The organism is Nocardia barduliensis (assembly GCF_013315795.1).
GTDB classification, from domain to species: Bacteria; Actinomycetota; Actinomycetes; order Mycobacteriales; family Mycobacteriaceae; genus Nocardia; species Nocardia barduliensis.
In genome coordinates, this window is sequence record NZ_JABLTE010000073.1 from 1 (window position 1) to 19,484 (window position 19,484).

At 66.5% G+C, this 19,484-nt stretch carries 18 protein-coding genes and 4 pseudogenes; 9 read left to right on the forward strand and 13 right to left on the reverse strand.

What is annotated here, in order from left to right; translation table 11 throughout:
• On the reverse strand, positions 1-186 hold a 186-nt coding region (locus tag HOV91_RS40115), incomplete at its 3' end, for a hypothetical protein (protein WP_246350889.1).
• Here HOV91_RS40115 and HOV91_RS26435 point away from each other — a divergent pair.
• Positions 179-1,207 carry an alpha/beta hydrolase fold domain-containing protein gene (locus tag HOV91_RS26435; RefSeq protein ID WP_312884777.1) on the forward strand — a complete coding sequence of 343 codons (1,029 nt, stop codon included), beginning with the start codon at positions 179-181 and terminating at the stop codon, positions 1,205-1,207. The genes HOV91_RS40115 and HOV91_RS26435 overlap by 8 nt on opposite strands.
• Here the strand turns inward: HOV91_RS26435 and HOV91_RS40880 are convergent.
• Both HOV91_RS40880 and HOV91_RS41260 read right to left on the reverse strand, forming a co-directional pair.
• A pseudogene (locus HOV91_RS40880) lies at positions 1,191-1,941 on the reverse strand (DUF4158 domain-containing protein); the annotation flags it as partial. The gene HOV91_RS26435 and the pseudogene HOV91_RS40880 overlap by 17 nt on opposite strands.
• Positions 1,942-2,022: 81 nt before the next feature.
• On the reverse strand, positions 2,023-2,466 hold the full coding sequence (locus tag HOV91_RS41260; protein WP_438822695.1) for a mycothiol-dependent nitroreductase Rv2466c family protein: 444 nt from the start codon (positions 2,464-2,466) through the stop codon (positions 2,023-2,025).
• A gap of 102 nt (positions 2,467-2,568) precedes the next feature.
• Between HOV91_RS41260 and HOV91_RS41265 the strand changes: the two are divergent.
• Positions 2,569-2,751: pseudogene (locus tag HOV91_RS41265) on the forward strand (DUF302 domain-containing protein); the annotation flags it as partial.
• Positions 2,752-2,784: 33 nt separating this feature from the next.
• On the opposite strand, the gene HOV91_RS26445 reads toward HOV91_RS41265, so the two are convergent.
• The 3 genes from HOV91_RS26445 to HOV91_RS26455 all read right to left on the reverse strand — a co-directional run bounded on the left by HOV91_RS26445 (position 2,785) and on the right by HOV91_RS26455 (position 5,585).
• Entirely contained in the window at positions 2,785-3,786 is a 1,002-nt protein-coding gene (locus HOV91_RS26445) for an Acg family FMN-binding oxidoreductase (RefSeq protein WP_174188072.1), read from the reverse strand.
• Positions 3,783-4,487: an SRPBCC family protein gene (locus tag HOV91_RS26450; protein WP_174188073.1), complete on the reverse strand. Its 705-nt coding sequence runs from the start codon at positions 4,485-4,487 to the stop codon at positions 3,783-3,785. The genes HOV91_RS26445 and HOV91_RS26450 overlap by 4 nt, the downstream gene beginning before the upstream one ends.
• A 102-nt stretch (positions 4,488-4,589) precedes the next feature.
• Positions 4,590-5,585, reverse strand: a complete 996-nt coding sequence (locus tag HOV91_RS26455; RefSeq protein ID WP_174188074.1) for an Acg family FMN-binding oxidoreductase — start codon at positions 5,583-5,585, stop codon at positions 4,590-4,592.
• Between the two features lie 139 nt (positions 5,586-5,724).
• On the opposite strand from HOV91_RS26455, the gene otsB reads away from it, so the two are divergent.
• Positions 5,725-9,699, forward strand: a complete 3,975-nt coding sequence (gene otsB, locus HOV91_RS26460; protein WP_312884778.1) for a trehalose-phosphatase — start codon at positions 5,725-5,727, stop codon at positions 9,697-9,699.
• 37 nt (positions 9,700-9,736) lie between these two features.
• Here otsB and HOV91_RS26465 read toward each other — a convergent pair whose 3' ends face one another.
• Together HOV91_RS26465 and HOV91_RS40135 are read right to left on the reverse strand one after the other, a co-directional pair.
• Positions 9,737-10,600 carry a universal stress protein gene (locus HOV91_RS26465; protein ID WP_174188075.1) on the reverse strand — a complete coding sequence of 288 codons (864 nt, stop codon included), beginning with the start codon at positions 10,598-10,600 and terminating at the stop codon, positions 9,737-9,739.
• Between the two features lie 17 nt (positions 10,601-10,617).
• A pseudogene (locus HOV91_RS40135) lies at positions 10,618-10,905 on the reverse strand (universal stress protein); the annotation flags it as partial.
• Between HOV91_RS40135 and HOV91_RS40140 the strand changes: the two are divergent.
• Positions 10,895-11,122, forward strand: coding sequence for a hypothetical protein (locus tag HOV91_RS40140; RefSeq protein ID WP_246350898.1), 228 nt, complete (start codon positions 10,895-10,897; stop codon positions 11,120-11,122). The pseudogene HOV91_RS40135 and the gene HOV91_RS40140 overlap by 11 nt on opposite strands.
• 398 nt (positions 11,123-11,520) lie before the next feature.
• Here HOV91_RS40140 and HOV91_RS26475 read toward each other — a convergent pair whose 3' ends face one another.
• Positions 11,521-12,048: a flavodoxin domain-containing protein gene (locus tag HOV91_RS26475; protein ID WP_174188076.1), complete on the reverse strand. Its 528-nt coding sequence runs from the start codon at positions 12,046-12,048 to the stop codon at positions 11,521-11,523.
• A 119-nt stretch (positions 12,049-12,167) separates the two neighbouring features.
• Between HOV91_RS26475 and HOV91_RS41270 the strand changes: the two are divergent.
• The 4 genes and pseudogenes from HOV91_RS41270 to HOV91_RS26495 form a co-directional block, all read left to right on the forward strand.
• Positions 12,168-12,386 (forward strand): annotated as a pseudogene (locus tag HOV91_RS41270) (sodium-independent anion transporter); the annotation flags it as partial.
• 209 nt (positions 12,387-12,595) lie between these two features.
• The gene (locus tag HOV91_RS26485) at positions 12,596-13,198 is read left to right on the forward strand and encodes an Rv1733c family protein (protein ID WP_174188077.1); all 603 of its coding nucleotides are present in this window, start codon (positions 12,596-12,598) and stop codon (positions 13,196-13,198) included.
• A 44-nt stretch (positions 13,199-13,242) separates the two neighbouring features.
• Positions 13,243-13,485 (forward strand): hypothetical protein, encoded by a 243-nt coding sequence (locus HOV91_RS26490; protein ID WP_174188078.1) that lies wholly within the window; start codon positions 13,243-13,245, stop codon positions 13,483-13,485.
• A complete protein-coding gene (locus tag HOV91_RS26495; protein ID WP_174188079.1) occupies positions 13,482-14,375 on the forward strand; it encodes a universal stress protein in 894 nt (297 codons plus the stop codon). The genes HOV91_RS26490 and HOV91_RS26495 overlap by 4 nt, the downstream gene beginning before the upstream one ends.
• Before the next feature lie 92 nt (positions 14,376-14,467).
• Here the strand turns inward: HOV91_RS26495 and HOV91_RS26500 are convergent, their stop codons facing one another.
• From HOV91_RS26500 to HOV91_RS26515, 4 genes are all read right to left on the reverse strand, one after another.
• Entirely contained in the window at positions 14,468-14,914 is a 447-nt protein-coding gene (locus HOV91_RS26500) for a CBS domain-containing protein (RefSeq protein WP_174188080.1), read from the reverse strand.
• A gap of 169 nt (positions 14,915-15,083) precedes the next feature.
• A complete protein-coding gene (locus HOV91_RS26505; protein WP_174188081.1) occupies positions 15,084-15,998 on the reverse strand; it encodes a universal stress protein in 915 nt (304 codons plus the stop codon).
• A gap of 289 nt (positions 15,999-16,287) precedes the next feature.
• Entirely contained in the window at positions 16,288-18,033 is a 1,746-nt protein-coding gene (locus HOV91_RS26510; protein WP_174188082.1) for a GAF domain-containing sensor histidine kinase, read from the reverse strand.
• 69 nt (positions 18,034-18,102) lie between these two features.
• Entirely contained in the window at positions 18,103-18,750 is a 648-nt protein-coding gene (locus HOV91_RS26515; RefSeq protein WP_174188083.1) for a response regulator, read from the reverse strand.
• 259 nt (positions 18,751-19,009) lie between these two features.
• Between HOV91_RS26515 and HOV91_RS26520 the strand changes: the two genes are divergently transcribed.
• Positions 19,010-19,483, forward strand: coding sequence for an RrF2 family transcriptional regulator (locus tag HOV91_RS26520; protein ID WP_174188084.1), 474 nt, complete (start codon positions 19,010-19,012; stop codon positions 19,481-19,483).
• The last annotated feature ends 1 nt before the right edge of the window (position 19,484 follow it).

Below are 19,484 nucleotides of genomic sequence, written 5' to 3' on the forward strand. Positions count from 1 at the left end.
CCCACCCGCACCGGAGACCGGACTCCCCGCCCACACCCGCACACCGCCGGTGCGGGCGGACCTCCAGTGCACCCTGATCTCGAGGAACCCCATGAACACACCCGATCCAGTCAGCGCCTCGATCAGGCTGGCCGAATCCGCCGCACCGCCCCCGGCAAGCGGTCGTTCCGATGATCCGGTGATCACGGTGGCGCGCTCCTTCGCCGCGTGGCTGACCATCTGGGCGTCGCGAATCTTCGTGCGGCCCACACTGTGGCTACTGCCGCTGCATACCCCGCTCGGTGTGCTCGGCTACCGCTTCACGCAGGTCGTGGCCTGTCGGATGTGGTTCGCTCCGACGCTGCCACCCATGAGAGTCGATGCCGCAGGCCCCAACGGCCGGACCATCGGAGAATGGGTCGGCGGGCCGGCGGAGCCCGGCACCCGGATGATCTATTACATCCACGGCAGCGGATACATCAGTTGCAGCCCCTGGACCCACCGCGGCCTGGTGTCGGAACTGACACGCCGACTGCGCCGACCCGCCTACGCCGTGCGCTATCGGCGAGCACCGAAATACCGCTTCCCCGCCGCCCACGACGACATTCTCAACGGCTACCTGTGGTTGATCGACCAAGGGCACACAGCGAGCGACATCATCGTGATGGGCGACTCGGCCGGCGGCCACCTCGCTCTGAGCCTGTGCGTCCAACTCCGCGAACTCGGTGTCGACCAGCCTGCGGCGGTGATCGGATTCTCCAGCGTCGTCGACCCGACCTGGCAGCTCGCGGCGGCCCACAGCGCACACGTGTGGGACCAGTTCGTCTCCGCCCGCACCGGTCGACGGATCACCCAAACCTATTTCGTGGACACAGATTTCAGTGATCCGCGCCTGGATGTCCTCGCCGCGGTCGGACCCGACCTGCCGCCGATGCTGTTGCAGGCCGGCGGCAGCGAGGTTCTCGCCTCGGACTCCCAACACTTTGCCGCGGCACTGCGCGCGGCGGGCGGGCGGTGCGAACTCGAGCTGTGGCCGGGAATGTTCCATGTGTTCCAGATGGGATACCCGCGGCTGTCGGAGGCACGGAGCGCACTCGACAGCGTCGAACGGTTCGTCGATAGCATCGACGCGAACAACGGCCCGACCGGCCCCCACCACACGCAACCACAGCCAGCACCCAGGGACCCGCCCCTGAGATCGCTGATCCGCCCCGCCGCGAGCTCCTAGGGACCAGGCGGTCCGCGCCCAGTCCGCGCAGGAACGCCAGCTTGTCGACCTCGGCGCGCACCGCGGCCGCCGACGCCTCCACCGGACCGGTCGACAGCCACCGCAACCGCGAAACCCCCAGCGAGGCATCGGTGACAAGCAGCGCGTCCAGCTCGGCGCAGCGGGCCGGGGTGAACTCGTGGGCCAGCCGGTCGTAGGTTTCGCGCTGGGCCTGCTCACGGGCGTGGGCGATACGCTCGACCATGCTCACCGGCCCGGGGCGGATCACCCGCGCCGAGATCAGATACTCACACCCCCAACCGGAACAACAAGGTCGGGGAATCGTGCTCCATCGCCCGCGCGAGCAGGAACTCGTCGAGCTCCTCGAGCTCGAGCGCACCGGCCGCCCGCCATCCCAAATACTGCGCGACCAGCCGCAGGTGATCAGTGCGGGTCTGGGCGCGGCGGCCGTAGGAACGGATCTCGGTGCCGTCGACCTGCAGCTGCTCGGCCAACCTGGCTACCGCGACCGGCGGGGCGGTGACCACGCGATCGGGCACGAACCCCAGCCACGGCAACGTGCACAACGCGATCGCGATACCGAGCCGATCAGCCGGACCACGACCGCGACCGGGATCGACGAACGCCAGATCCGCCGGCGAGAGCGTGAAGAACCGGAACAACTCCTCACGCCCGATCTCCGGGAACTCCCGCAGACGCGCCAACTCCTCATCCGCGAACACCCGCGTCGCCACGAACCAACCTCCCACACCAACCAACAGCGTTGGGAGACAAGCCAACCAGCATCCGACCATCACCGCAGGCCGAACCCGGACTCACCGGCGATCAGCTACGGCTACGCCGTATCCGTTGATTTTTCGGCGGTTACTACCGGAACCCCGAATACTCGGCGGGATCGAAAGCGCAACGAGAATCGTCGACGACCCGGGGTCCTGCGCTGGAATGTGGTTGGCCGGTGGGCTACCAGCTACCACGGCTAGCGGAGACTTACGTCCCGGCAGGCCGAACCAGGGTACGAAGGCGACTTTCCGCGCGCCGGAGACACGAGCGACGGAGACCTCGTACGGGTGCCCGGTTCGGGCCGTGGTCGTCGTCATGGCCCGGGCACCACCGGCCCGGCGGGCGGCGAATCCAGGAGTGGTGGCCGCGGTGATGATGGCAGCCAGCAGCTCGGTTGCGCGTCCCGGCCGGGGCGGTTCGGTCAGGACGGGACCACTGAAGGCGTGACCGTCGACGCTGATGATGGGGCTGCCGATCATGGAGGCGTGGTAGCCATCGACATCGACGCCGTCGACCGGACCAGGGCCGCGCTGAGCGAGCGAAGGATTCGGCCGAGATCGACGTCCGGGCCACCCTGAAGGCCAGCAAACGTCGTCGTGCGCCAGAACCCCGGCTCCGATTCCGCGGTCATCGTCGAAGCAATGAATCCGCAGCTCATGGTGCAGGTTACGGATGAACCAGATCTACAGCCCGTAGCCAGTCGGGCCGCTGCCAAGCTGCAGGCCGCCATTGATTCCCTGAGCACCGCGGATCGCGTGCTCTGACACGCCCTGGGCGATAAGCGTTCGCGTGTTGGTTCAGCGGGAGACGGTGAAGATGTCGGTGACCGGTCGGCGGGGGGTCGGGGGGGCCATGTTCGTGTCGTCGGGTGCGGTGCCGACACGGATCAGCACTTGAGGTGCCGCGGGATGCGGAACGAGACCGCCGAGCAGTCCGCGGGTTGTCGGCAGTTCGGTGATGTGGGTCAGCGCGCAGGTCGCCAGCCCCGCGGCGGTGCATTCCAGCAGCACGGCCGACAAAGCCTCGCCGGTGCGCAGCCACTGGGTCACCGAGTCGCCTTCGCTGCTGAGTACCACCAGTCGCGCCTGATCATCGAGTCGAGCACGTCGCATCGAATGCGGGGCTGGAGGGAACGCGCGTCCGACTCCGACCCGAGCGTTTTCGGCGTCGGAGACCAGAGCGGAGGCGGGCACGCCCTCGAGGGACTCCGAATGTCCTGCCCACCATTCCAATTCGGTTTGGTACAGCAGGTCGTGTCGGCGCAGAGCCCCGGCCTCCTCGGAGGCTGTGGCCAGCCGAGGGCGTGCGTTGTCATCCAGGACGGTGAGTTCCACCTCGTGGGGGGAGGCGAGCATCCGCAGTCGGGGGAGGATATCGGCGAAGCCCTCCGGTGCGGTCATCGGCAGCCGGTCGGTGCGTCGCTGGTCGATGGCGAGCGCTCGGGTGTGAATGCCCTCGGGTGGGTCCGGCCACGGCCGGAATCCGACTACCGCGAGGTGGTCGGGTCGCTGCCGGTCGGGTACCCGCATCGTGTCGGTGTGCCAGCCCTGGTCGGCGAAAGCGGTCCGCGCGTGATGCAGCATGGCACCGCAGCTGATCACCAGCTGGCGCCCGTGCGGGTCGGTCGAAGGCAGCAGCCGGTCGGCGTCGGTGTATAGGTGCAAGCGTGTGCCGTCGAACACCCAGCGCCACGGCTGGGTGTTGTGGACCGAAGGCGCGCGGGTGGCCAGCCGCAACGCGGCCAGGATCGTCCGATGATCGGGCACCGAGATGGCGGGTGCTTCGTCGTTCGCGGTCATAGCTCGAGTGTTCTCGGTACACGACGCTGCGGATACGGGCCATGCGTCCGCGGCGCAGGGTCTTTTGTCATTTCGGGTGGCCGGCGCTCCCGTCCGAGCCTCTCCGCGCGCTGTTTGATGCCCCGCAGCATCTTCCGCTCCATCACCAGGCTGCCCGGTTCCATCACGACCACGGTGAATACGCGCGTGAACGCGGACGCGCCCGTCAGTGCGATCCGATTGCGGCTCACCAGCCGGGTGGCCGCGCCCATCGGATAGAGCCCGAATGCCCAAACCCATCGGCCGTCTTCGGAAGCGAAGACCAAGTTGTGCTCGGGTTCCAGCACCGCGACGCGCATACGCGGACCGGACTTGCCGAGCGCGAAGCTGTCCCCGACCGCGAGGTCCTGGAACTGCGGGAGGATTTCATCGGCGCTGTGCATATCGAGGCCGAGCAGGTTCTCGACCCAGTCGTAGGTGTACGCGCCGCCGCGGCCGGGACCCAGTTGAACCAGCCACGGCCAAATAGCGTCGGCGCCTGCGCAGATCGTGATAGCCCGAGTCGAGACGATATCGGTGTCTACCAGTAGATCGTCACCCGGCATAACCCGCGCGATTTCTTCCCCCGTGGCTCCCCAGGTCAACCATTTGGTGCGCAACCGGTCTCCGGTCAGCCTTTCTATTGCTGATCGAACGGTTGCGGCAAGCCTCATCGTGTTCATGAAGTCCGATTTCTCCTCGAATTCAGGACGTGCACATGCAGTGGTGACCAGCGAGGGCACTGGTTTCTGCGGGATCGGTTGGAGCGTGGGGTATGGACGAGCTCAATCCGGTTTGCGGACGGATTCAGGCATTTCGAGGACCTCGCTGAGCGGGCGGCGTGAAGTCGCCGGAGCGTTCGGCTCCGATTCGGGCGCGATACCGACGCGGATCAAGACCTGGGGGAGGCCGGAGTGTGCGGTCAATTCGCGGACCACGGCACGGCTGCTCGGCACCTCGGTTAGGTGAGTCAACGGACAGGTCGCGAACCCGGCGAGTGTGCACTCCAGTAACACCGTGGACAGCACCTCACCGCAGCGCACCAGGTCCTCGGGTGTGTCGCGGTCGGTGGACAGCACGAGGATTACCGAATGGTCCTCGGTGATCTCGCCGCGCCGGTCGCCGGTAGTGGTGGGAAACTTACGGCCCACGCTCACTCGCTGCCGTTCCTCCTGGGAGATCAGCGCGTCGCTGGGCACCCCCGCGGCGCCGATCGTGTGGCCGGTCCACCATTGCAATTCGGCGTGGTAGCCGGCGTCGTAGCGGCGCAGCGCAGCGCTCATCTCCGAGGCGCGGGCGAGGCTGGAGCGGCAGTCGTCACCCAGCACGTCGAGTGTTGCGTCGAAGGGATCGAAGGTCGACCGGAGGACCTCTTCGAAGTCGGGCCATCCGGTGGGCGCTTGGAACGGCAGCCGGTCGGTGTGCCGCCGGAGGATGGCGTCGGCGCGAGCACGCTCGGCTTCGGTGACGATCGGAGCGGGTTCGAAGGTGATGTTGGCCAGGTGTTCGCGGCGGTTCGGATCGGGGAAGCGGGCGACGTGGATACGCCAGCCGGCCGCGGCCATCGCGGCGCGCAGATGGTCCAGAGCGATACCGCAGCTGATCAGCATCTGCCTGCCGGATGTGTCCGTCGCCGGAAGCATGCGTTCGGGCGCAGCGAACAGACGCAGGGTCTGGCCGTCGAATTTCCAGTGCCAGGGTTGGCTGTTGTGCAGTGACGGCGCCCGGCCGGCGAGCAGGACGGCCTTCTCGATGGTTTCTCCGGACGGTAGCTGGTTCATACCGTCACGGTAGGGATCGAGAGGCGATGTCCGGAGGAGTCGTAGGTCCCGAATCCCACCGCAGGTGGTCCCCTGTCGGCCACGTCTCCCGGTACCTCGGCCCCTAGACGGGAGGCATCGGTCCGTTCAGGCTGTATGTGTGGGAAAAGGTGCCACGGCGGTACCGCCGATCGACGCGCGCCGACACGACGCGGTGATCTTCGATATGGACGGGGTGGTCACCGACAGCGCGTCGATACATGCCGCGGCCTGGACGGAATTGTTCGATGCCTTCTTGAACCAACGCCCCGCGGGTGGCGGGCAGGATCGCTCACCATTCACCGAGGACGACTATCTGCGTTTCGTGGACGGTAAACCGCGTTATCGGGGCGTTGCCGATTTTCTGGCCGCACGAGGGATCGCACTGCCTTGGGGGAGACCGTCCGATTCGGACAGTGCTGAGACGATCTGCGGGCTGGGCAACCGAAAAGATCACCTGTTCCTGGAGCGGGTCGCGCGCGAGGGAGTACAAGCATTCGAATCGACCGTCACACTGGTGCGGCGGCTCGACGATGCGGGCATCCGCACGGGGGTGTTCTCAGCCAGCCGTCACTGTGCGGAGGTGCTCACGGCTGCCGGTGTCGCCGACTTGTTCACCGTGCGGGTGGACGGTATCGACGCCGAGACGCTGGGCTTGCCGGGTAAGCCCGATCCGTCGATGCTGCTCGAGGCGACCCGGCGGCTGGGTGCCGAACCGGATCGAACGGTGGTCGTGGAGGACGCCGAGGCGGGGGTGGCGGCCGGACGCAGCGGTGGGTTCGCACTGATCATCGGAGTCGACCGGCACGCGGGCACCGATCGCCTACTGGCGCAGGGGGCGGACATCGTTGTTGCCGACCTGGCGCAGGTGCGGTTGCGTGGCGGCTTCCGGCGAATCTCGGAGGTACCCGACGCTATGGAGTGCTGGTCACGCATCGTGGATCTGCTCAGCACCGAAAAGCCGGCTGTCCTGCTGGATTTCGATGGCACGGTGGCCGACATCGTCGCCGATCCCGCCGGCGCCGAACCTATCGACGGCGTGGCGGCAGTCCTGACAGCGCTTGCCACGCAATGCCCGGTCGCGGTCATCAGCGGACGCGATCTGACCGATCTCAGAGACCACGTGGGTGTCGATGGAATCTGGTATGCGGGTAGCCACGGCTTCGAACTGATGGCCCCGGACGGTAACCGGCACGTCCACGACGCCGCGCCGGGAGCCGAGCGTGCACTCGCCGAGGCCGCGCGCGAACTAGGGCAGAGGTTGAACGACATCGCGGGAGTGCTGGTCGAGCACAAGCGCTTCGCGGTCGCGGTTCATCATCGCAATGTCGCGGTAGAGGACGTCGGGCGGGTGGTTGCCGCGGTACACGAGGTCGGACATGCGGCAGGCTTGCGTGTCACGCACGGCCGTCGCGTCACCGAGTTACGACCGGATGTGGCCTGGGACAAGGGCACCGCGCTGCGGTGGATTCTCGACCATCTCACGGTCCCGGTACTGCCGATCTATCTCGGGGACGATCTGACCGACGAAGACGCCTTCGATGCCGTCGAAGCCGACGGCCTCGCCATCGTGGTGCGTGCCGAAGAGACCGGCGACAGGCACACCGCCGCCCGCTTCTCGGTCGCCGGACCACGGCAGGTTCGCGCCTTCCTCGAGCGGCTGGCGGAATTGTCGCGCACCGAATCGATTGCCGTCGTGCCGGAATCGTGGATGCTCATCTTCGACGGGTACGACCCGGCTCAGGAGAAGCTTCGTGAGGCACTGTGCACAATCGGAAATGGCTACTTCGCCACCCGGGGGGCAGCACCGGAAAGCGTGGCGGGGGCGGTCCATTATCCGGGTACTTATGTCGCCGGGGTGTACAACCGGCTCTCTGACGAGATCGCTGGGCACGTCATCGACAACGAGAGTCTGGTGAATCTGCCGAACTGGCTTCCGCTGACCTTCCAGATCGGCGGCGGAGAGTGGTTCGACCTCGATGCCGCCGAATTGGTTTCCTACCAGCAGCAATTGGATCTCCGCTGCGGCGAACTCGTGCGGCGGTTCCGTTTCCGCGACGTCTCGGGGCGGATCACTGCGGTGTCGCAACGCCGCTTCCTCGCTATGCACCGCCCGCACCTGGGCGCGTTGGAAGCGACGATCACCGCCGAGAATTGGTCGGGTGCTCTGCGAATCCGGTCGGCGATCGACGGAGGGGTGCGCAATCACCTGGTGGAGCGCTACAGCGCCCTGTCGGGCACGCACCTGACCGCCGAGCACGCGATAGCCCTGTCCGACGATTCGGTGCTGCTCGCGGTGCGGACCAACACCTCCGGCAGATCAGTGGCTATCGCGACGCGCAGCACCCTGCGGCGCGGCCGGGAACCGGTCGACCCGCCGCGGGAGTTGATCGATCGAGATGGTCTGATCGGCCACGAGTGCGCCGTCGACATCACAGCCGGAGGGTCGGTGACCCTGGAGAAGATTGTCGCCGTGTTCACCGGACGTGACAACGCGGCAGCGGGTCCAGAGGAAGAGGCCGCCCGGACGATCGCCGTCGCCGGCGGGTACGCGGATCTGTTCGAAGGTCATGCCGTGGCGTGGGAGCATCTGTGGGCGCGGCTGCGCATCGACCTGGATGGAGCGCAGGACGCGACGCGGATCGTGCGCCTGCATCTTTTGCACCTGGTGCAGACGTTGTCGCCGAACACCACCGATCTCGATGTGGGTGTGCCCGCGCGCGGGTTGCACGGTGAGGCCTATCGCGGTCACGTGTTCTGGGACGAGCTGTTCGTCTTCCCGGTGCTGAATCCGCGTTTCCCCACCTTGACCCGAGCACTGCTGCGGTACCGCTATCGACGGTTGCCCGAGGCGCGCCGGGCGGCCGCGGCAGTGGGACTGGCCGGGGCGATGTTTCCGTGGCAGTCCGGCAGCGACGGCCGTGAAGAGAGCCAGAGAATGCACCTGAATCCGCTGTCGGGACGGTGGAAGCCCGATCCCAGCCGCCGTGCGCACCACATCGGGGTCGCGATCGCCTACAACGTCTGGCAGTACTACCAGGCTACCGGCGACCTCGAGTTCCTCGTCGAAGGCGGCGCGGAACTGCTGGTGGATATCGCCCGTTTCTGGTCGAGCCTGGCCGGTTACGACGCCGAGCGCGACCGCTACACCATCCGTGGCGTCATCGGCCCCGACGAGTTCCATTCCGGTTACCCGGACGCGCCTGACGCCGGGATCGACAACAACGCGTACACCAATGTGATGGCGGCCTGGGTGATTCGGCGTGCGATCGACACGCTGGCCCTGCTGGCCCCGCGCGAACGAACGGAATTGCTGGAGACGCTGTCGGTGCGGCCGTCGGACACGGAGCACTGGCGAGATGTGGCCCGGCGAATGTATGTCCCGTTCCACGACGGAGTCATCAGCCAATTCGAGGGCTACGAGCGACTGGCCGAACTCGATTGGGACCGCTACCGCAGCCGTTACGGCAACATTCAGCGGCTGGACCGAATACTCGAGGCCGAAGGCGACGACGTCAACCGTTATCGGGCCGCCAAACAGGCCGATGTGCTGATGCTGTTCTATCTGCTGTCGGCCGACGAACTCCGGGAATTGCTCGGTCACCTCGGCTACGAGCTGCCCGGCGAGATGATCCCGCGGACCATCGACTACTACCTGTCACGCACCTCGCACGGCTCGACGCTCAGCGCGCTGGTGCATTCGTGGGTGCTGGCGCGGGCCAATCGTGATCGTGCCGTGGAGTTCTTCGACCTCGTGCTCGGCTCCGACGTAGCCGACATCCAGGGCGGCACCACCGCGGAGGGAATTCACATCGCCGCGATGGCCGGCAGCGTCGATCTGCTGCAACGCTGCTTCACCGGTATGGAACTGCGCCACGACCGCCTTGTGTTCTGCCCATTCTGGCCGGAAACTCTGGGCGCGTTGTCGTTTCCGATGATCTATCGCGGCCACCGGCTGACCGTGCGGGTCAGCGGGCAGGGCGTCGAGATCAGCTCGGATCCTGGCGCGTCGGCGCCGATCGAGATCACCTGCCGGGATCAGACCGCACGCCTGAAGCCGGGGGAGACGGTCCGGCTGGTGAACTCGATACCCTAGATCCGGGGGCTGGACCGTTGATGCGCAGCGGTGCGAGTCAGTTTGCCGACCTTGCGATGATCACAGGCGCCTTCGCACCGTGTAGCACCGCTTGACTGACCGAACCGAGGGTCATGCCGGCGAAGCCGCCGCGCCCGTGACTGCCGACGACGATCAGCTGCGCGTTCTCGCCCTCGCCGAGCAGTCGCTTGGCGGTGCGATCTTCGACTACGATCCGCCGCACCCGTACCTCTGGATACTTTTCGCCGTAGCCGGCCAGGCTCTGCGACACCAGTTCCTCGGCTTCGTTCTGCATTTCCGCGCGCGAGATGTATCGGAAGAACTCCGACCAGGTGTGTACCGCGACCAGCTCGGCGCCGTGGTGGGCGGCCTCGTCGAAGGCGACCTCGACGGCACGGGCACTGCACGACGAGCCGTCGACGCCGACCACCACCGGGCCGTCCGTGTGCTCGAAGTCGGCGGGGATCACCGCGACCGGACATGCGGCATGCCGGGCCAGCGCCGTGCTGACAGAGCCGAGGATGCTGCGGCTGAAGGCGCCCAGCCCGTGGGTGCCGACGACGAGCAGCCGCGCGGACTTGGATCGGTCGCGCAGCACCGGGATCGGCGGCGCCTCGACGAGATCGGCGGTGATGTCGAGCTCGCCGATCGGGGAAGCCGCCGCCACGGCGTTCTTGCGCGCGATCTCCAGCGCCGTCCGTCCCTCCTGCCGGTAGCTGTCGTAGTCGATTTGGGGAACAGCGATGCCGGGGCCGTAGTCGATCGGCGTGCTGATCGCGTAGACGATGTTCAGCGGTGCGCGTCGGCGGGCCGCGTCGGCGGCAGCCCAGCGGACCGCGGCCAGTGAGGTCGGAGAGCCGTCGGAACCGACGAGAATCGGCGGGTTGATGCTGCTGGACATGTGTTTTTCGCTTTCTTCTAAGCCCCGTGGGCGACCACGACCGGGCAATGGGCATGTTGGACAAGGAAATTGCTGGTAGACCCGAGCAGCAGATCGCGGAACCCGCCGCGGCCCCGGCTACCGACCACGAGCAATTGCGCGGACTTCGACCACGCGGTGAGCAGAGTGCGTGGCCGGGCGACGGAGACCTTGTGAGTGACCTGGACCTCGGGATATTTCTCCTGCCATCCGGCGAGATGCTCGGCGAGCATGCGTTGTGCGGCGGTCTCCAGCTCCCGGACCGGACGGGGTTCGATGGCGTCGGCTAGCCAGCCGCGCGGAGCGAGCCAATCGGGCGGCGCCTTCTTCCCGCAGTTTCTGGGCGACCGCGGGCAACACCAGGTCGTACAGGCCGAAAACAGCCTGGGTAGCAGCCAGGTCGAGGCCGTGGACGATCAGAAGCCTGCGTCCGCGCTTGGCGGCCCACTGCACGGCCAGATCGGAGGCTTCGGAACCGTCGATACCGACGACTACGGCAGCTGATGCCAGGTGGTGCGCGCTGTCGAGGAGACCGGCGGACATACGGGGTGTCCCTTCGAAAGTCGATGCTTGCGTACTCGAAGAGTAGGGACCGGTGAGTTCGCACACGGCTGGCGTTGGTCCCGAATGCTGAGGTCCTTCGGCAGCATGCCGGTTTGCACCCGCCGACGGCCTGGCTGGGCGCGGCGACATCTCCGGATCCCGGGCGGTTCGTCGCCGACGATCTCGGCTGCGACCGGAACAGACCGCTATAAGCATCCGGCGGCCGGACATGGGGCCACTGGCGCACCGAGCGCAATGCGGCCGGTCATGCGACAGTGGCAGCCTCTTCCAAGTCCGCGACGACCACTTTCCGATGGTCATCCGCACTCTTCCGAGCATGTATCCGCGTCGGTGCGCCGTCAGGTGTGGTGCACGATTCGGTCGAGTTCGGTGTGAGCAATCCGGCCCGCCCACACCCGGGCGCGGTCCAGCTCGCCCGGTATGAGCGGGCCGGTCGTATCGCCGACAAGAAAATCCACCGGCTGATCGGCGAGCGAATAGCCCAATCGGCACAATCGTTTCCCGATACCGCGTGCGGCCGAGCCCGGCAGCCAGGGTGGTTTGGCCACTTTGGTGCCGAAGGCCAAAGCGCGGTGACCCGGCGATACGGGCAGTGCGTCCGCGAGCCATTCCCGTACGCCGATGTCGGTCGCGATCGGTGCATCGGTGAGCTTGGCGGCGTCGCGGCGCGTCTGCGCGCGGCTGAGCCCGAAGGCGTGGGTGGGGCCGCCGACCACGAGCAGATTCAGCGTCGATCCACACACTTCCGCCGCCGCCACCACATTCACGACCTCTACCTCGGCATGCTCACGCAATCCCTGTGCGATGGCCTCGGCGATCGCCGCGGTATTGCCGAACATCGATTCGTAGACAATTCGCGCGCGCATGACGAATCTCTCCTCTGCGCCCGAACCGGGTAAGGACTCCGACGGTAGGGCGGTAGAGAGCGGCCGGAACAGAGTCGAACCGACCCTTGCCATGGGACTTTCGCCCTGTACTGGGGTGCAGCGAGTTGTTGCTGGCGCTCGCGACCCTCGTTGCGGTGCTCGGCCTCGGCGTGCTCGTCGCGATCGCGCTGTCGATCTTCGATCTGCTGCGCAGGATCGCCCGCGCCCACGACGCGATTTTGGGCTTCGTCTCCGGGGTGGCGGGAGTGCACGGCATCGATGACTACCCCACCGCGAAACCCGTTCCAGGGCTGGTGATCTACCGATACGACGCGCCATAAGCCCTGGACGCTTCCGGCTTGACATCGAGAATCGGCGAGCGCCACCTGTATCCCACACTACCGACCGCGGTGGCAGCCTTCTGCGAGGACCGGGACACGGGGGCAGAGGTCCCCTCGGGTGGATGACCTTTGTCTCTGCCGATGCCTCGTTCGACGCGCGATCCTCGATGCTGACGGCACCAGTCGTCGGAAGAGGTGAAACGGCGATGTCCGAAAGCGTGATCATTCCGCTGGACGGATGGTGGACTCGACTGATCCGTTTGTGGTCGCTACGACCGTGTAGCTCGAACGAGCTGATGCGCCCGTCCGATCGCATCGAATCAGCGATCCGCGTGATCGCCACGATCTCGGTACTTATCGCGGTGCCTGTCGCGGGCGCCCTCGCTACGGACGCGTATGCCGACACCTCCGCCGAAATCCGCAGCGAAGGTGCGACGAAATCTCTAGTTCACGCCGTGATCACCGACCAGCCCGTCCGAACCGCGGCGCATCGTTACGACGCCCGAGCGCGATGGGACGAGTCCGGGCATACGGGCGATGCCGTCCTGCCGGTCCGGAAGAAGACGCAGCTCGGCGATCGTGTCGAGCTGTGGCTCGACGCCGAGGGCACTCCCACCGCGCGACCACGCCACCCGGATACCGCCGTCGTGGCCGGTATCGGCGTGGGTGTTTCCGTCCTGGTGGGCGTCTGGCTGTGCGGATGGTGCCTGGCGAACGGTGTAGCCCTGCTGTTGGCGCGGCAGCGTAGCGCGCGATGGGACCGCGAGTGGCGGCAGATGTGTCGTCCGGCAAGAGAGGACACGCAGTGATGTACTGGTACGGGAGCGGGCCACAGTGGTGGATGTTCGTTCTCATGATCTTGTTCGTCGTCCCGCCGTGGATCGCGGTGGCGATCGCGCTCGTAGCCGTGCGCAGACCTGAGCGCGCGCAGGCCCCCCGATTCAGCGGCCCGGCGCGCTTGTCACCGGAAGCGCTGCTCGCCGAGCGGTTCGCCAGCGGCGATCTCGACGAATCCGAATACGTCCGACGCCTCGCGGTGCTGCATCCCGTCCCCGCGACCCCAGCCGAAGACACCGACCCGCGTACGCGGCAGTGAACGCTTCGCGCCTCGCACCACCGAACTCGTCGATCCTGGCCGCGGTGGACGGATCGGCCAGTTCGTATCAAGCGGTAGCCTGGGCGGCCGCCGAAGCAGCGCTGCACCGTTGCGCGCTGCACATCATCACCTCCATGGCTATACCCACCGGTTTCGGGCCGGGCATATCGATGGGGGAGGCCGACCTGGAGTGGATGCGCAGGGACGGCGAACGCATCCTCACCGAGGCTGCGCGGGTGGCACGCACAGCTTCTCCTGGCGACGAGCCCGCGATCACCACCGAGGTGAGCTTCGAACTGGTCATCCCGCTACTCATCGAGCGTTCCGCGCAGGCGCGGATGCTTGTGGTCGGTAGCCGCGGGATCGGCGCGTTCCAGCGGGGCCTGCTCGGTTCGGTGAGTACCGCGACAACCCACCACGCGCACTGCCCGGTCGCGGTGATCCACGGAATCTCGGCGATCGACGCCGTGTCAGCCCGTCAACCGGTGCTCGTCGGCGTCGACGGCACCGCCAACAGCGTGCCCGCCGTCGAGCTCGCGTTCGAGGAGGCGTCGCGGCGGACAGTCGACCTGGTGGCGCTGCACGCATGGAGCGACACGAGCGGTCTGGACGTGCCGGTCCGAGGATGGGACGGCGCCCGCGAATCGGCGGAGGCGATGCTGGCCGAGAATCTCGCGGGCTGGAGCGAGCGCTACCCGGATGTCGCCGTGCTGCGCATCGTCACCGCGGATCGACCGGCACGGTCCCTGCTGGAAGAGTCGGCGAACACGCAACTGGTGGTAGTGGGCACGCACGGTCGAGGCGGATTCGCGAGCACGGTGCTGGGGTCGACCAGCAATGCGCTGCTGCACTCGATAGACGTGCCGATGATCGTCGTCCGTTCGAGCTGACGGCGGGACCGGATCTCTGGGACACCGCTCAGCAAGTGCTCCGAGCTTCCATCGCCGGATGCCGATCTTTTGGGCATCGAGGTGACAGATCCTCACGCATTCTCGGTGGTGGGCAGATTGGCGGCACAGACCGCTTCGACGAATTCACCGACGGTGTTCTCGGTCAAATGGCGGGCCAGATCGGCTTCGGTGATGATGCCGGCCAGTACGCCGTTGTCGGTGACCGGAAGCCGCCGGATCCGGTTCTGCCGCATGAGCGTCAGCGCGTCGTCCACCTCGGTGTCGATCTCGACTGTGTGCAGCCGTTCGGCGCCCTGTGCCAATTCTCCGGCGGTAGTGGTCTTCGGATTCGCGCCGACACCGACGACCTTCACGACGATATCGCGATCGGTGACAATGCCGACGGGATGACCTTCGCCGTCGCAGATCGGCAGCGCGCCGATATCGAGTTGGCGCATCCGCTGGGCGGCTGCTTCCATAGTCTCTCGAACACTGATGTGTTGTACGTCGGGCCGCATGATGGTCTGCACGGTGGTCATGAGGCATCTCCTTCTACTCCGGGCGGCGTGCTCCCTACTTCGATCATCATTCGACGGCGGCGGCAGTATCGACAGGGCAGAAGGTCATCTGGCGATGGAGCCACACCCGCGTGGTCCACTTGCCTCGTGGGTCGGTCGTCGCCGCGACTGCCTCCGACAGAGGACACGCTCACTTCGGATGTACGACCATGACGGGGCACTCGGCGTGCTGTACGAGCCAATTACTGGTGGAACCGAGAAGGAGGCCCCGGAATCCGCCCCGGCCGCGGCTGCCGACGACGACGAGTTGCGCGTTGCGCGACCAATCACCCAGATGTTTCCGAGGCCCGGACAGATAGACTCTGCGGATCACGGTGACGTCCGGGTACTTCTCCTGCCAGCCCGCGAGTCGCTCGGCCAGCAGCGCCCGCTCACCGATCGCCAGGTTCTCCAGCGGGATCTCGAGGTATCGGGTTCCCGCGAATTCACCGGCGGAGAGGTCGCTCCAAGCGTGGATGGTGACCAGATCGACGTCACGTGCTGCCGCTTCGGCGAAAGCGGCGGCTATCGCCGCTTCCCCCACTTCGCTGCCGTCGGCGCCCACTACAACCGGTGCGCGGTCGCCGGTCAGCTGCCGGTCGCCTCGCACCACCACGACGGCGCCGTCCGCGTGGGCGGTCACCGCGAGCAAGGTCGATCCGAGATGAGCGATCGTGCCCATGCCCGGTGTGGCACCGAGGACGACCAGATGCGTGTGCGCCGACAGTGTGATGAGCAGCGCTGCGGCGTTCTCTTCGCCGAGCTTCGTGGCCACAGCGAGATCGGGGGCGACATCATGCGCCAGTGCCCGGGCTTCGGCAAGGATTTCCGAACCGCGTGCGCGCATCGTCTCGCTGACCGCGGGCACCATCACGTCGTAAACGCCGAGCGTGGCGCGAGCCGCGGGAAGGTTCATCCCGTGCACGATCAGCAGGCGGCGCCCGCGATCCGATGCCGTGCGGGCCGCCCAGCGGACGGCCGCCGAGGCGTGCTCTGTGCCGTCGGTGCCGACCACTACCGCAGCGGAAGCGAGTTCGTGCGGGTTGTCCTCGTGTTGATCAACCATGTCGGTGCCCTTCGGTGTGCGGATCCGTCATCAGTACGGTAGGGATCGGCACCTGCGGCGACTGCTGGCGTTGGTCCTCGACCGGAGGGTCGATAGGCAATGGAGATGTGCCGCGCCTATCCGCCTATTCGATGTGCGTGCGCATCCGTGGCTATGTCAGGTACTCGGACGTCACCGTGAGCGAGTTCGTTTCGCCGCGAGGCGGCGAGCTTCCAGCGACCGCATCGCACGCAACTTCAGCGCAGACGAGACAGCGAAGGTGACTCAGTACCGCTCGAATCCGACTCGGTTACGGCAGCGGAGCTGCCCAGCGCAGCACGGTGCCGCCTTCGGGTCGGTTGGTGACGCTGAAACCGCCACCGGCGTTCTCGGCCCGCGCGGCCAGGTTCGCTAGTCCGCTGCGGCGTGAGATGTCCGCCGGAACGCCCGCGCCGTCGTCGGTCACCTCGATGGTGACGTCGTCCTTGACCTGCAACTCGATCGCCACGGTGCTCGCGGCCGCATGCCGCACCACGTTGCTCACCGCTTCCCGCAGAACTGCCTCGACGTCGTCGGACAGAGGTGGCGCCAGTACCGTGACCGGTCCGGCCAGCCGGACGGTGGTTCGCAGGCCGGTGTCGGCGGTCATGTCGACAACGATGCCGTGCAGGTGTTTTCGGTACTTGGACGAATCCGCCGTCGTATTGCTCTGCAGGTCGAAAATCGAGTGGCGGATGTCCTGAACTATGCCTTGCACGTCGTCGATGGTGTCTGTCAGGCGGGATTTGATCTCCGGCACCCGTGCCCGCTGCACTGTGCCCTGCAGGGAGAGACCCACCGCGAACAGCCGCTGGATCACGTGGTCGTGCAGACCGCGGGCGATGCGGTCGCGGTCGGAGAGGACGTCGAGTTCACGCATCCGGCGCTGGGTGTCGGCCAATTGCAGCGCCACGGCCGCCTGGTCGGCGAAGGCCGCCATCATGGCCTGGGTGGCGGTATCCAGCGGTGCCGCTTCTACCGGTCGCAGCGAGGCGAGTACCCCGATTACCGAGCCGCGCGCACGCAGCGGGATGATCAAGACGGGTCCGGTCTCGGGCGCCAGCTCGGCGAACGTCTCATCGCGCAGTTGATCGACGGAGACGGGCTGTCCTGTCCGGAATGCGTTCCCCGCATGCGAACCCTCGACATCGACGAACAACCCGTTCATCGCTTCCGAGCTCGGCCCGGCGGCGGCGGTGACCAAAAGTTCGGTGACTTCGTCGTGGGGGATGTCCGGGTCCTCGGGTAGGGCGAGGAATGTGATCGCGGAGTCGGTCAGTGTCAGTGCGCGTTCGGCGACGAGTTGCAGGACTTCCTCGGGTTCGCCCCCGGCCAGGAGTTCGGTCGCTACGTCGCGAATGGCTTCGAGCCATTGTTGCCGGATTCGGGACTGTTCGTAGAGACGGGCGTTTTCGATGGCGATGCCTGCCGCGGCGGCCAACGCTTGAACCACGACCTCGTCGTCATCGGTGAACTCTTGCCCGTCCGCCTTTTCGGTCAGGTAGAGGTTGCCGAAGACTTCCTCGCGGACTTTGACCGGGACACCGAGGAAGGTGTGCATGGGTGGGTGGTGTGCCGGAAAGCCGACCGAGGCGGGGTGGTCGGCGATTCTGGTCAGTCGTAGAGGCTTGGGTTCTTCGATGAGCAGTCCGAGTACGCCGTGCCCGCGGGGGAGGTCACCGATCATGACGCGGGTGCGGTCATCGATGCCTTCGTAGACGAACTCGGCCAGTTGATTGCTGGTTTGGTCGGTTTCGCGGACACCGAGTGCGCCGTATCCGGCGTCGACGAGTTCGATCGCGGTGTGCACGATGGTCCGCAAAGTGTTGTCGAGGTCGAGCCCGGCGGTGACCACCAGCATGGCTTCGATGAGCCGGTCCATTCGGTCGCGGACATCGACGATCTGCGCGATCCGGTCCTGCACCTCGATCAGCAGTTCACGAAGCCGCAACTGCGACAAAGTCTCCGTCACAGAAGCCCGGCCGTTAGACCTGGACGTGTACCGCTGGCCCTCCATGGACCGCATTCTCCCACGATCGAGCTGCTGGCTCCTATTGTGGACGATCGCCGAGACCAAGCGGTCACCTCAATACTGCTTCTCCGGCTGTTTCAGCTTGGTGGCGATTACTGCGGCCTGGGTGCGACGTTCGACGCCCAGTTTGGTCAGCAGGCGCGACACGTAGTTCTTGACGGTCTTCTCCGCGAGGAACATCCGGCCGGCTATCTGCCGGTTGGTCAAGCCTTCGCCGAGTAGGGCGAGCAGGGTGCGCTCCTGGTCCGTGAGGGCGGCGAGCGGGCCGGTCTTGGCCTCCGCTTCCGATCGGAGTTTGGCCATCAGCGCGGCGGCTGCTCGGTTGTCCAGCAGCGAGCTACCGGATCCGACGGTGCGGATGGCGTCGACGAGGGCGAGACTCTTGACATCTTTGACCACGTAACCGCTGGCCCCGGCCAGGATGGCGTCGAGCATGGCCTGCTCGTCGGTGAAGGAGGTGAGGATCAGGCAGCGCAGGTTCGGATCGGCCGAGAGGAGTTCGCGGCACAGTTCGATGCCGTTGCCGTCGGGAAGTCTCATGTCGAGCACGGCGACATCTGGGCGGAGCGCTGGAATGCGGGCCAGTGCTTGAGAGTAGCTGCCCGCTTCGCCGACGACGACCAGGTCCGGCTCGAGGTCGACGAGGTCGGCGACGCCGCGGCGGACGATCTCGTGGTCGTCGACCAGGAACACCTTGACCATGGATAACCTCTTTCGTGCTGTTATCCCAGACTACGGAGTGCCAGGTCGGCTCGCCTCGGCGTTCGACCTCGGATCGGTGACCGAGGTCCCTTGACAGGTCGTGTCCGTACCGGCGACCGACTACCGACGTGAAGATCAGCGGCGACATTCTGTGCGCCCCGCGCGCCGAACGACCCAGCGACCCGGGCATGGTGTCCAGATCGGGTTATCCCGCTCACATAATTGGTATCAGAAATGCGAATTATCGTATCTTCTGGGCATGCAGCTCACCCGCTTCACCGACCTCGGACTACGGGTCGTCATGCGCCTGGCGGTGGTCGGCAGCGGTGAACGTCCGGGAAGCCGGGAGATCGCCGAAGAGTTGTCGGTGTCCTACGCGCACGCGGCGAAAGTGATCACCCGGCTCGGCGAACTGGGCATCGTGGACGCGCGCCGCGGCCGCGGCGGCGGTCTGGCCATCACCGAACTCGGGCGCACGGCCTCGGTCGGATGGCTGGCACGCCGACTCGAGGGCGAGGCGGAAGTAGTCGAATGCGACGGCGCCGATCCGTGCCCGCTGCGGTCGGGGTGTCTGTTGCGCTCGGCGCTACGCCGCGCCCAGGAAGCATTCTTCGCGTCCCTCGACACCGTCACCATCGATGACCTCACTCGAACTCCCGCCCGCTCCGTCCTTCTCGCCCTGCCCCGGGTAGGCGGCACCGACCCTCAGATTTCTGCAACGATCGGAGAATGAC

Coding starts and splice junctions, on each gene's coding strand:
- HOV91_RS26505 (WP_174188081.1), bottom strand. CDS start 15,998: ATGGTTGATCAACACGAGGACAACCCGCACGAACTCGCTTCCGCTGCG.
- HOV91_RS40140 (WP_246350898.1), top strand. CDS start 10,895: ATGGCGTCGGCTAGCCAGCCGCGCGGAGCGAGCCAATCGGGCGGCGCC.
- HOV91_RS26520 (WP_174188084.1), top strand. CDS start 19,010: ATGCAGCTCACCCGCTTCACCGACCTCGGACTACGGGTCGTCATGCGC.
- HOV91_RS26465 (WP_174188075.1), bottom strand. CDS start 10,600: ATGTCCAGCAGCATCAACCCGCCGATTCTCGTCGGTTCCGACGGCTCT.
- HOV91_RS41260 (WP_438822695.1), bottom strand. CDS start 2,466: ATGATCGGCAGCCCCATCATCAGCGTCGACGGTCACGCCTTCAGTGGT.
- HOV91_RS26510 (WP_174188082.1), bottom strand. CDS start 18,033: ATGGAGGGCCAGCGGTACACGTCCAGGTCTAACGGCCGGGCTTCTGTG.
- HOV91_RS26450 (WP_174188073.1), bottom strand. CDS start 4,487: ATGAACACGATGAGGCTTGCCGCAACCGTTCGATCAGCAATAGAAAGG.
- HOV91_RS26445 (WP_174188072.1), bottom strand. CDS start 3,786: ATGACCGCGAACGACGAAGCACCCGCCATCTCGGTGCCCGATCATCGG.
- HOV91_RS26485 (WP_174188077.1), top strand. CDS start 12,596: ATGTCCGAAAGCGTGATCATTCCGCTGGACGGATGGTGGACTCGACTG.
- HOV91_RS26455 (WP_174188074.1), bottom strand. CDS start 5,585: ATGAACCAGCTACCGTCCGGAGAAACCATCGAGAAGGCCGTCCTGCTC.
- HOV91_RS26500 (WP_174188080.1), bottom strand. CDS start 14,914: ATGACCACCGTGCAGACCATCATGCGGCCCGACGTACAACACATCAGT.
- HOV91_RS26515 (WP_174188083.1), bottom strand. CDS start 18,750: ATGGTCAAGGTGTTCCTGGTCGACGACCACGAGATCGTCCGCCGCGGC.
- HOV91_RS26490 (WP_174188078.1), top strand. CDS start 13,243: ATGATCTTGTTCGTCGTCCCGCCGTGGATCGCGGTGGCGATCGCGCTC.
- HOV91_RS26475 (WP_174188076.1), bottom strand. CDS start 12,048: ATGCGCGCGCGAATTGTCTACGAATCGATGTTCGGCAATACCGCGGCG.